The organism is Epibacterium sp. HA2-3 (genome assembly GCF_055693725.2).
The window spans coordinates 1,856,771-1,868,397 of sequence record NZ_CM172490.1; the positions used below are offsets into that span (position 1 = coordinate 1,856,771).

Genomic DNA, 11,627 nt, shown 5'->3' on the forward strand with positions numbered 1-11,627 from the left:
TGTTATTGTTATTGGCAGCGACGGCCTGGAACGCCCTCGCCTGAATAAACTAACCAAATTTTGAATGGTCATTCAAGTTTTGGTTTTTCGAGGACAAATATTGAATAATCCGCCGCAGTGGCGCAGTCTGATTTTATGGCACGTAAACGCATTCGCGACATCCGCAACGAAGAGCTTATTGAAGCAACGATCATCACCGTCCACAAACGTGGCTACGGGACTGTAACCATGGCGGAAATCGCGCGTGAAGCCGGGGCTTCGGCAGCGTCGATCAGCTATTATTTCGGCTCCAAGGAAGGGCTGATGGAAGCCACAATGCGACATCTGTTGCGCAAGCTGCGCAAGGCGATGGTCGAGGGCTATGCGCAGGCCCGATCACCACTGGAGCGGCTCTATGCAGTGATGGATGCGAACTTTGCAGATTCGCTGTATAGCGTGCCGCAATGCAGCATCTGGATGCAGTTCTGGGCCAATGCGCCCTACTCTCCCAGTCTTGCCCGGCTGCACCGGATCAACCGCGCGCGGGTGCGCAGCCATTTTGTCGCCGAGTTGAGCCAATTGGTGCCCGCCGATCAGGTGGAAACCGCGCGCCAGGCCCTGCAGAGCTATATGGATGGCGTCTGGCTGCAGGCCGCGCAATCGGAACAGCCGCTGGACACCGAGGCGGCCCGCACTGCGGCGCATCGGGTGGTGGATCTCGTCACCTCGCGCGCGCTGGCGGCCTAGGCGCAGGGCGCAGCCCATGCGCCGGGGCGCTGCCCCGGACCCCGGGATATTTGAGGTTAGAAGAAGGCCGCAGACTCAGCCCTCGCGGCGGTAGACCAGTTCGGTCCCGCGCGGAAGGTAGATCAGCGCCAGTTCGGTGTCAGTGAGGCGGGCAATAGCGTAGCACAGGCTGGTGCCGGAATTATTGTCCCAAGTAAAAAGGAAGGGGCTCTCGTCGCCCGCCTCGGCGCAGGGTTTGTGCAAAGAGAGGTATTCGACCGATGTTTCCGCCCCGGCATAGGCGTTTATGCGCTCGGCCCCGCTGACGCGAAAGCTGTCATTGGGATCGATGGTGGAGCGCCAGAGACCCTGCAGGCTGGCCAAGAGCTGATCCGAGCGATCCTCGGGCTCTGGTCGGATGGCGCGCAGAACCAGTTCTGACGTGGTGTCAAAAAGATCCTCTCGCAAACCCTCGAGCGTGTAGCGTCGCCCGCGGATGGCTTGCTGGATCTCCTGCCAGAGCGCGGCGGAGGTGCGCCCGTCGTCATAAACCAGATAGCGCCGCCCGGCGCCGATGAAGGTGCAAAAGCTGGCATAGGCGGTGGTTTCCGCATCACAGCCTTGAAACACGGCTTTGGTGCTGAACCCGGACTGGACCACATGGCGCGCCGGGACGTCGGATTTGATCGGAGTGAGATGGGCGCTGAGGTGGTGCGTGTAAGTCCTGAGCGCGGCGTCGGACCCAGTGTCCGGATCTGCGGCTGGCCGCGTCTGGGCTGTTGGGTCGGGTGCAGCGGCGCCCCTGGTGTCGATCCGTGCGAAATTCTCCTGGCGAAAGCCACGGCGCGCGCACCCATCTTCGCCCTTGATTTCAAAATCCGTGTCCGCGACGCAAAACCCAAGCCTGTCATCGGTGAAGGCCCAGCCCTCGGTCTCTACCCGCAGATAATAAAACCGGCTTGTTGACGGGGAAGAGAGCACCTCTGTACAGCTGCCTGCAGGCAAATCCCACCAGCCTTTTGAGGTCCAGTCGCCCGCCTCCTGAAAGCCGATTGCTACCCGCTGCGCCGCGGTGGTGTCGTTGCACAGGTCAAGCGCCGCCTGCCCCGCAGACGGCAAGGCGAGCGTAGCGGCCAGCAGGCACAGGCGCCTAACAGCCGGGAACGACATGAGGGATCATTTTGTACATCACGATGCAAACATCTATGACAGAAGTGTAACACTCTGACGACAGGTGCGGCGGCCCTTAACGGGCTTTTTCCATGATATTACGGTGATATATCGTGATCAGGACTTTGTGGCATGCGGTGCGGGGGTGATGGCGCGCCGCTTTACCATCGCCTCGCGCCAGGTGATGAAGGTCACCGCGCCAAGGATCATGGTGCCGCCCACGACCACCCAGACATCGACGCTTTCGCCAAAGGCCAGCGCGCCAAGAAGCGTGGCCCAGATCAGCTGCAGGAAGGTCACCGGCTGTGTCACCGTCAGCGGCGCCGAGGCAAAGGCCAGCGTCATCGTGTAGTGGCCAGCGGTGGCAAAACAGGCGACCCCAAAGAGCAGCGCCAGTTCAAAGAGGGTCGGCGTGACCCAGTTGGCCAGCGCAAAGGGCGCAAGTCCGATGGTCACCCAGATCGACAGCATCGCCACCACAACGGTGGGATTGGTGCGCCCGACCATGGTTTTGGCCAAGAGGTATGAGAGCCCAAAGGCAAAGCCGGTGATGAGCATTGCCAGATGCCCCGGCGACACCTCGCGAAAGCCCGGGCGCAGGATCACCACCACCCCGAGAAGTGCCACCCCGACGGCTGCAATGCGGCGAAAGGCGAGTTTTTCGCCCATAAAGATCGCCGCTCCCAGTGTCACATAGACGGGCGAGAGGTAGTTCATCGCGGTAACCTCGGCCAGCGGGATGCGGGTCATGGCAAAAAACCACATGATCACACCGAGCGCATGGACCGCGCCGCGCAGCGCAAAGAGACCATGCAATTGGGACGTCCACTCCACCGCCTTGATCGAGCGGATCATCGGGATCAGGAACACCAGCCCGAGAAGATAGCGCAGAAAGGCACCCTCGGCGGGGGGAATGCGTGGGCCCATGTATTTGACGAGCGCCGTGACCGCGACAAAGTTCAGCCCCGTCACCAGCATCCAGAACACGCCGCGCATCGGATTGGAGGTGGGCTCTGTGGCCGGGGCTTTGGTCTGGGATACATCGCTCATGCGGGCAAAAAGACACCTATTGCGGCGGCAAGACAACCCTTCACTTGTGAAATATTGTACCCCTTTCGGGGATGCAATTGTGCGTCGGCCGGACCGGCAGCTGCGCGGGGCACAACACTGAGGGCGCCCTGGCAGGCGGCTTTCTGCCTGACGTGATGTTGCATCGATGGGTGCTTGCCTTTGCGAAAGAGGCGCATATAGTTCGGGTCGTAACCAGCAGAGGAAGACCCGATCCATGATCCAGACCCTTGCCGCATTCGCCCTGTTTGTGTCGCTGCACGTGGTCCTTTGTCATGTCCTCTCCCTCCGCTTGCGTCCTGCTCGACGGGTTGCGCTGGTCCGCCGCTGACGCGCGACCGCTTTTCTCTGATCTTACCCTTCATCTGCAATCCGGACGGATGGGTCTTGTCGGCCGAAACGGCTCTGGCAAGACAACACTTCTGCGTCTGATTGCAGGCGACCTGCCCCCTGAGGGCGGGCGCGTACAGGTCTCTGGCCGTCTGGGATGGATGCGACAGGAGGTGGCCAGCGCGGCGCATCTCACGGTGGCTGATCTCTTTGGGGTAGCCCCTGCCCTTGCGCGGTTGCGGCGCATCGAGCGCGGCGTGGCCACGGATACCGACCTGGCCGAGGCCGATTGGACCCTGCCCGCGCGCATCGAGGCAGCCTTGCAGCGCTGCGGGGTGTCCGTTGCGCCAGAAGAGCCGCTCGTGCCGCTTTCGGGAGGGCAGCGCACGCGTGTGGCGCTGGCCGCTCAGATCTTTCAGGCACCCGATATTCTGCTTCTGGATGAGCCCACAAACACGCTTGATGCCGAGGGGCACGCCATGGTGCGGGGGCTGTTGCGCGACTGGCGCGGCCTTGCGCTGGTGGTGAGCCATGATCGCGCTCTTTTGGAAGAGATGGACGCGATCGTGGAGCTGCGGGCGGGTGGCGCCCAGCGCTATGCAGGCCCTTACAGCCGGTATCGCGCCGAGCGGGACATGGAGCTGGCAGCGGCCTATCAGGACCTTCATGAGGCCGAAAAGACCCGCAAGGAAACCCTGCGCCGCGCCCAGGACGCCACAGAGCGCAAAGCCCGGCGCGACAGCCAAGGCAGGGCGGCGCGGGCGTCAAGAAGTCAGCCCAAGGTGTTGCTCGATAAAGCAAAAGAACGTGCCGAGGCCTCCAAGGGAGCGGGCGTTCGGCTGCGCGAGGCCCGGCGCACCGAGGCCGAGGCCGCCCTTGCTGATACGCGTGAGCGCATCGAGGTGCTCGAACCGATCCAGATGGAGATCCCCGCAACCGGCCTGCGGAACCAGACGCGCCTCGTCGCGCTGCAGCACATCACCGCAGGCTATGGCCCCCATACGGTTTTGCGGGATTTTTCACTGGAGATCACCGGGCCGGAGCGGATCGCCGTGATGGGCCCCAATGGCTGCGGCAAGACCACGCTGTTGTCGCTGATCCTCGGGCATCTTGAGCCACACGCCGGGCACATCACGCGCCCGGCAGAGGCGGCACTGCTGGATCAGCATCTGAGCCTTTTGAAGAGCGACAAAACGCTCTTGGAAAACTACCTTCGGCTCAACCCCGATGTGGGAGCGCAGGATGCACATGCGGCGCTGGCGCGGTTTCGGTTTCGCGCCTCCGAAGCGCTGTGGCAGGCCGCGGCGCTCAGTAGCGGGCAGCGGCTTCGGGCGGGGCTCGCCTGCACGCTGGCACGTCCAACTCCGCCGCCGCTTCTGGTGCTGGACGAGCCGACCAATCACCTTGATCTTGAGGGGCTGGAGGCACTGGAGGCGGCGCTTTTGGGGTATGACGGTGCGCTCATCGTGGTGAGCCACGACAGCGCGTTCCTTGACCGGATCGCTCTCACCCGCCGCCTCGTGCTGCCGTCTCAGCGGTCGGGCAGCGGGATAAATTCGCTGTCATCGCCCGGTGGCAGCTGAAAGCGGGGATTGCTGGCAAAATCGCCGCGCGCCCAGGCCTGTTTGGCCTCTTCGATCTTCTCCTTGGAGGAGGCGACGAAGTTCCACCAGATGTGGCGCGGCCCGCCCATGGTCTCACCGCCGAGCGCCATCAGCCGCGCGCCTTCGGGACCTGCGGTGACCGTGATCGCATCACCGGGGCGAAAGACCATCATCTGCCCGGCGCCGAAGGTCTGGCCTGCGATCTCGACTGCACCACGGGTGATATACAGCCCGCGGTCCTCGTGGTTGTCGGGCATCGGCAGCTTTGCCCCCGCCTCCAGGATCACGTCCGCGTAGAAGGTTTCCGAGTGCATGGTGACAGGCGCGGTCTCTCCCCAGGCGGTGCCGAGGATCAGGCGCACCTCTTTGCCTTCTCCCAGCAGATGCGGCAGGGCTTCTTTGCCGTGATGCTCAAACACTGGCGCCATGTCTTCCTTGTTTTCCGGCAGCGCGATCCAGGTCTGGATGCCAAAGAGGCTGCTCTGGCCCTTGCGGGTGGCTTCCGAGGTGCGCTCGGAATGGGTGACGCCGTTGCCAGCCACCATCCAGTTCACCTCGCCCGGATAGATCATCTGATGGGTGCCGAGGCTATCGCGATGCTCAAACTCACCCTGATAGAGGTAGGTTACGGTGCCAAGGCCGATGTGGGGGTGCGGACGCACGTCGATGCCCGCGCCGGTGAGGAATTCTGCCGGACCCATCTGATCAAAGAAGATGAACGGCCCCACCATCTGCCGCCGGGGCGCAGGCAGGGCGCGGCGCACTTCGAAACCACCGATGTCGCGCGCGCGGGGCACCACCAGCGTCTCGATACTGTCGAGATTGCCCGCTTCGGGGCACATGGGTTCAAGTGTCGGGTTCCAGCTCATGGATCTGTCCTTTCCTCGCCGCTTTCCTTTAAGCTAGGCGAAAGACAGCGTTCTGGCAGCCCTTTGCTTTTGCACAGGGTCTGCGCAGGGTCTCACATCAGCGCGAGCTTGACCGCAAGCGCCAGCATGACCACGCCGATCAGCGCGTCCAGCACCTGCCACGCGCGGGGGCGGGCAAAGATCGGTGCCAGCAGCCGCGCGCCATACCCGAGCGTGAAAAAGAACACAAAAGAGGCCGTCACCGCACCAAGGCCAAAGACCCAGGCCGGCGTATATTGCGCCGAGATCGCCCCCAGCAACACAACCGTGTCGAGATAGACATGCGGATTGAGCCAGGTGAAGGCGAGGCAGGTCAGAACCGCTGGCCAGAGCGCGGTCTGACCCCCCTGCCCCTCGGTCGAAAGCGCAGCCCCGCCCGTCCACGCCGAGCGCAGCGACCGTAGCCCGTAGCCGGTCAGGAACAGCGCGCCGCCGATGCGCATCACGGGCTCGAACCACGGCAACGCAGAGGTCAGCGTCCCAAAGCCCGCAACCCCCGCCGTGATCAGCAGCGCATCCGACAGAGCGCAGGTCAGCACGATTGGCAAGACATGCTGGCCGCGTATCCCCTGCCGCAGCACAAAAGCGTTCTGCGCGCCAATCGCAAGGATGAGGCTGAAGCCAAGGCCAAAGCCTGCCATCAGAATTGGCAGCATGTCTGGGGTCATCGGGAGGGGCTGCATGGCGTCTGTCCTTTGGGCTGTGTGCGCCGCTGGCCTGCGGCTGCCTTTGACTAACCAGCCGGGGTGGCGTAATCAAATTAAAGATACTGTGGCATATTAAGACTGGCTAATGCGATACGATCCCCTTCAACTGGCGGCTCTTTCGGCGGTGCTCGACCTTGGCAGCTTTGATGCGGCCTCGGCGGCGCTTGGGGTGACACCCTCGGCGATCTCACAGCGGATCAAGGCGCTGGAGGATCGCATCGGCACGCCCCTCGTCAATCGCTCAAGCCCTTGCACTGGCACAGAAACCGGGCTTCGGATCGCCAAACATGCAGAGGATGTCGCGCTCCTTGAGCGTCGCCTCAGCCGGGACTTGTCGCTCGAGGGCGCCGAAACACCTGCGCGGCTCAAGCTGGCGGTCAATGCGGACAGTCTTGCGACCTGGTTTGTCGAGGCGATGGTGGCGGCGGGGGATGTGCTGTTTGATCTTGTGATCGACGATCAGGACCACAGCACCGACTGGCTGCGCCGCGGGGTGGTTTCGGCGGCGGTCAGCGCCGAGCCGCGTCCGGTTGCGGGCTGCGATGTGCATGCGCTTGGGCATCTGCGCTATGTCGCAACGGCCAGCCCCGCCTATATGGCGCGCTGGTTTCAGGGTGGCGTGACGCCAGAAACCGCAAGCGTCGCGCCCTGCATGGTGTTCAACGCGAAGGATCGGCTGCAACATCGCTGGCTTGCGCGCCATGTCGCCCCCGGCCTCACACCGCCCTCACATGCGTTGTCATCGACGCAGGCCTTTCTCGATGCGGCGGCCGCGGGGCTCGGCTGGGGCATGAACCCCGAGACACTGGCCGAACCGCATCTGGCCTCTGGTGCTCTGGTCGAACTGGTCCCCCAGAGCCCGCTTGAAACACCACTCTATTGGCATGTGAGTCGGATCATGGCCCCCGCACTTGTGGAGATCACCCAAGCCGTGCGCCGTGCTGCCAGCGCCAATCTGCATCCGCCCCCAAAGGCCTCCAACGCGCGTGCTGGCCGTGGCGGGTGAGTTGATGCTAGGCTTGGCCTATGCTGTCAGTGCCCCACCTCCCCAAAGGATCGTTTGCCCATAGCGTTTGGCTGCATCTGGTGTTGCCGCGTGCCGCAGTTCTTGCCGCGCTCTGGGCCATGAATCAGAGCCTGCAGCTGCCGATCTGGCTGGTCTACCCGGCAGCGGTTCTGGATGCGGGGTTTCTGGTCTGGCAGCTCTGGCGTTATCATCAGGCCGCCGAAGCCCATATCCGCGACACCGGTGCAATGGCGCCGAGTTGGGGCGGGTATCTGCTGTGCCTGCTGGCGCTGTTATCAAGCGCAACCCTCTGGTGGGACACGGTCTTGATCGCCAACAGGCCGCCCCCCGAGGAACAGCACAGCGAGCAGATGCGCCGGGCGCGCGAGGCGCTGTATCAGCTCACCCTCAGCGCCGATGGGCGCACAGTGCAATTTGAGGGCGAGATCACCTATGGGCTGAAGGCGCGGCTGACGCAGATCATAGAGGACACTCCGGATCTGCGCGTGATCCATCTCGGCAGTCCGGGTGGGCATGTCTTTGAAGCACGCGGTGCGGCGCAGGTGATCATGGGCGCGGGTCTCGAGACAACGGTGAGTGAAGCCTGCAGTTCGGCCTGCACGCTTTTGTTCATGGCCGGAACACGGCGCCACCTCGACCCGCAGGCGCGGCTCGGGTTTCACGGCTACGGCCTCAGTGAATGGGTGCATTTACCCGGCTATGACATTGATGCGGCGCAGGAAAAAGACCGCGTCTTCTTTTTGGCGCAGGGAATGCAGCCCGGGTTTGCGGCGCGGATCTTTGACCGCCCCCCCGAAGAGATGTGGTACCCCGATCATGCTGAACTGCGGGCCGCAGGGGTTCTGACGTCCCCGTAGAACACCGCTGCGCGAGCGAAACAGCTACGCATGAAGGGCCCCAGAGGAGGATCCAGAGGCGGATCTGCTGCGGGGACGCGGTTCCGTCCCCCACCCCACGCGAGGCGTGCGCCTTTTCACTCGTGCCTGTTCACTCAAGGCAAGGATCGCGATGCCACCGACCGGCACAGGCCACCCAGAAAAGAAAACGGCCCCACGCCTGAAAACGTGGGGCCGGTATCACAAGCCTGCCTGATCCCAAGATCAGAGCTGGGCCATCACCTCGTCGGAGGCCTCAAAGTTGGTGGTCACGCGCTGCACGTCATCGTCGTCTTCCAGCGCATCCACCAGCTTCATCAGCTTTTGCATGCCTTCGAGATCAAGCTCGGTGGTGGTGGTGGGCTTCCAGATCAGCTTGGTGCTCTCGGATTCGCCAAGCTCCGCCTCAAGCGCGTTGGACACCTCGTTGAGATCGGTGTCCGCACAGAAAATCACGTGCCCGTCTTCAGAACTTTCCACATCCTCGGCGCCCGCTTCGATTGCGGCCATCATCACCGTGTCCGCATCGCCCACAGAGGCTGGATAGGTCACTTCGCCCTTGCGTTCGAACATGAAGCCGACAGAGCCGGTTTCACCGAGGTTGCCGCCGTTCTTGGAGAAGGTCGAGCGCACGGTGGAGGCGGTGCGGTTCTTGTTGTCGGTCATGGTCTCGACGATCACTGCGACACCATTTGGGCCGTAACCCTCGTAGCGGATCTCGTCGTAGTTCTCCGCATCGCCCCCGGTCGCCTTCTTGATGGCGCGGTCGATCACGTCCTTGGGCACGGAGTTCGACTTGGCTTCCTTCACAGCAAGGCGCAGGCGCGGGTTCTTTTCAGGGTCCGGGTCGCCCATTTTGGCGGCGACGGTGATTTCTTTGGAAAGTTTGGAGAAGAGCTTGGACCGCGCAGCATCCTGGCGACCTTTACGGTGCTGGATGTTTGCCCATTTGGAATGGCCTGCCATGGTGCATCCTGTGTTTTGATTTCAGAAACTGGCGCTCATATAGCCTCTGAGAGCGCAGGCTTTCAAGCGCGGGCTGTTTTTCTTCTGCGCGCATCCCGATTTCCGGCCCCAAAGACGGGCCGCGACACTGCTGCGTCCAGGGCTCAAGCCCCGTCGGTCGCATCGTGCAGGGGCCACTGCCTCTTTCACGCAGAGTATCGTCGGCGATGCGATCTTTCTCCGCCACCCTACCGAACGCCGCCTCAGCCGCATGGTGTGGATCAAGGGGCGCGCCGCGATATACCAAGACGAGAGCATGCCAGAGATTTTGGGCGCGACGCATTGGGCCAGTCAGATCATGCCCAAGAGCGAAGCCACCGGAGTAAACTATTGATTTTCCTTGCATGAGGCTGCACTTCTGTTCTGAGACACGCGACATCCGAGCTTCTTCGGTGGCGTATCACGATGCGGCGGAGCCCCGAATGACATTGGATCAAACCCTGCTTTTTGGCCTCTTTGCGACCGTGTTCGGCCTGCTGCTCTGGGGCAGGTTTCGCTATGATCTGGTGGCCTTTGGCGCACTGATGGTGGCGGTGGTCCTGGGGCTGGTGAAGGCCGAAGATGCCTTTGCGGGCTTTGGTCATCCGGCCACCCTGGTGGTGGCGCTGGTGCTTGTGGTGTCGGCCGGGCTGGTGAAATCCGGGGCCGTGCATCTTATCACCCGGACACTGGTGGACCAGAGCCGGGCGCTTGGCGCGCATATTGCGCTCATGGGCAGCGTGGGCGCGGTCTTGTCGGCCTTTATGAACAATGTGGCCGCTCTTGCGCTGTTGATGCCGGTGGACATCCAGACAGCACGCAAGGCGGGGCGCACGCCGGGTCAGAGCCTCATGCCCTTGTCCTTTGCCACCATTCTTGGCGGCATGGCGACGCTGATCGGCACCCCGCCCAATATCATCATCGCCAGCATCCGCCATGACACGTTGGGCGAACCGTTCAAGATGTTCGATTTTGCCCCCGTGGGGTTGGCGGCGGCAGCGGCGGGGCTGGCCTTTGTGGCGCTGGTGGGCTGGCGGCTGATCCCGGATCGTTCGGGCGCGGCGGGCGCTACCGAGAGCCAGCTTGCCCCCTATATCGCAGAGCTGACAGTGCCAGAAGACAGCGATCTGATTGGCCAGCGGCTTGGCAGTCTGGATCCGGAGGCCGAGAAGGCCGATGTGGCCATCCTGGGGCTGATCCGCGGCGGGCAACGCCGCTATGGCCGGGCAGCGGGGGCGCTGCTGCAGGCGGGCGATACCATCGTGCTGGAGGCCACCCCGGATGCGCTGGATGAATTCCGCGCCACGCTCAAACTCGATTTTTCCGATGCCGCGCGCGAAGAAAAGCTGAAGGCTGCGGGCGAAGGGCTCGAGTTGATCGAGGTGGTGGTGCCTGAATATTCCCGTATTGCGGGCCGCAGCGCGCAGGGCGTCGGACTCGCCTGGCGCCAGAGCGCGGTGCTCCTTGGCATTGCGCGTCAGGGCGAGCGGCTGACCAAACATTTGCGCCAGACCGAAGTGGCGCCCGGAGACATCCTGCTGATCCTCTGCCCGCGCGATCGCGGGGCAGAGGTTGCAGAGTGGCTGGGCTGTCTGCCACTTGCGGCACGCGGTCTTTCGGTGACGGCCAATGACAAGACCTGGTGGGCAATCGGGCTCTTTGCCGCGGCGGTTCTGGCGGCGTCGGTGGGGCTGGTCTATCTGCCGGTGGCGCTCGGACTGGTGGCGATTGGCTATGTCTTGCTCAAGATCCTGCCTGTGGCAGAGATCTATGACCATGTGGAATGGCCTGTGGTGGTGCTCTTGGGGTCAATGATCCCGCTGGGACAAGCACTCGAAACGTCAGGCGGCACCGAGCTTCTGGCCCATGGGCTTGTTGAGCTGACCACAGGGCTGCCCGCCTGGGCGATCCTGACAGTGCTGATGGTGGTGACAATGACGCTGTCGGATGTGCTCAACAACACGGCGACCGCGATTGTGGCGGCGCCGGTGGGGATCTCCATGGCTCAGGCGCTGAATGTGTCGCCCGACCCCTTCCTGATGGCGGTCGCGGTGGCGGCATCGGCGGCTTTCCTCACCCCCATCGGCCATAAGAACAACACGCTGGTGCTGGGCCCCGGCGGCTATAAGTTCGGCGATTACTGGCGGATGGGGCTGCCGCTCGAGATCCTTGTGATCGCGGTCTCGATCCCAGCGATCCTGTTCTTCTGGCCCCTCTGAAGCGCCCCAAGGACCGAGAGCATGTGCCTG

General features: G+C 63.1%; 10 protein-coding genes. 5 read left to right on the forward strand and 5 right to left on the reverse strand.

Annotation, left to right across the window (positions count from 1 at the left end; translation table 11 throughout):
• Positions 1–135: 135 nt before the first annotated feature.
• The gene (betI, locus tag ACZ1HH_RS08645; RefSeq protein WP_011539213.1) at positions 136–726 is read left to right on the forward strand and encodes a choline-binding transcriptional repressor BetI; all 591 of its coding nucleotides are present in this window, start codon (positions 136–138) and stop codon (positions 724–726) included.
• A gap of 75 nt (positions 727–801) precedes the next feature.
• Here betI and ACZ1HH_RS08650 read toward each other — a convergent pair whose 3' ends face one another.
• Together ACZ1HH_RS08650 and ACZ1HH_RS08655 are read right to left on the reverse strand one after the other, a co-directional pair.
• The gene (locus ACZ1HH_RS08650) at positions 802–1,875 is read right to left on the reverse strand and encodes a DUF1036 domain-containing protein (RefSeq protein ID WP_472636400.1); all 1,074 of its coding nucleotides are present in this window, start codon (positions 1,873–1,875) and stop codon (positions 802–804) included.
• 117 nt (positions 1,876–1,992) lie between these two features.
• Positions 1,993–2,925: a DMT family transporter gene (locus ACZ1HH_RS08655; RefSeq protein WP_472636401.1), complete on the reverse strand. Its 933-nt coding sequence runs from the start codon at positions 2,923–2,925 to the stop codon at positions 1,993–1,995.
• Positions 2,926–3,218: 293 nt separating this feature from the next.
• Between ACZ1HH_RS08655 and ACZ1HH_RS08660 the strand changes: the two genes are divergently transcribed.
• Positions 3,219–4,856, forward strand: a complete 1,638-nt coding sequence (locus ACZ1HH_RS08660; RefSeq protein ID WP_472636402.1) for an ABC-F family ATP-binding cassette domain-containing protein — start codon at positions 3,219–3,221, stop codon at positions 4,854–4,856.
• Here the strand turns inward: ACZ1HH_RS08660 and ACZ1HH_RS08665 are convergent.
• Positions 4,805–5,746 (reverse strand): pirin family protein, encoded by a 942-nt coding sequence (locus ACZ1HH_RS08665; RefSeq protein ID WP_168610572.1) that lies wholly within the window; start codon positions 5,744–5,746, stop codon positions 4,805–4,807. The genes ACZ1HH_RS08660 and ACZ1HH_RS08665 overlap by 52 nt on opposite strands.
• A 92-nt stretch (positions 5,747–5,838) precedes the next feature.
• Positions 5,839–6,468 carry a LysE/ArgO family amino acid transporter gene (locus tag ACZ1HH_RS08670; protein ID WP_472636403.1) on the reverse strand — a complete coding sequence of 210 codons (630 nt, stop codon included), beginning with the start codon at positions 6,466–6,468 and terminating at the stop codon, positions 5,839–5,841.
• Positions 6,469–6,577: 109 nt separating this feature from the next.
• Between ACZ1HH_RS08670 and ACZ1HH_RS08675 the strand changes: the two genes are divergently transcribed.
• Positions 6,578–7,498: a LysR family transcriptional regulator ArgP gene (locus ACZ1HH_RS08675; protein ID WP_472636404.1), complete on the forward strand. Its 921-nt coding sequence runs from the start codon at positions 6,578–6,580 to the stop codon at positions 7,496–7,498.
• Between the two features lie 20 nt (positions 7,499–7,518).
• On the forward strand, positions 7,519–8,376 hold the full coding sequence (locus ACZ1HH_RS08680; RefSeq protein WP_487320241.1) for a COG3904 family protein: 858 nt from the start codon (positions 7,519–7,521) through the stop codon (positions 8,374–8,376).
• Positions 8,377–8,619: 243 nt separating this feature from the next.
• Here the strand turns inward: ACZ1HH_RS08680 and ACZ1HH_RS08685 are convergent, their stop codons facing one another.
• Positions 8,620–9,360, reverse strand: coding sequence for a YebC/PmpR family DNA-binding transcriptional regulator (locus ACZ1HH_RS08685; protein ID WP_011539221.1), 741 nt, complete (start codon positions 9,358–9,360; stop codon positions 8,620–8,622).
• 461 nt (positions 9,361–9,821) lie between these two features.
• On the opposite strand from ACZ1HH_RS08685, the gene ACZ1HH_RS08690 reads away from it, so the two are divergent.
• Positions 9,822–11,597 carry an SLC13 family permease gene (locus tag ACZ1HH_RS08690; protein ID WP_011539223.1) on the forward strand — a complete coding sequence of 592 codons (1,776 nt, stop codon included), beginning with the start codon at positions 9,822–9,824 and terminating at the stop codon, positions 11,595–11,597.
• The last annotated feature ends 30 nt before the right edge of the window (positions 11,598–11,627 follow it).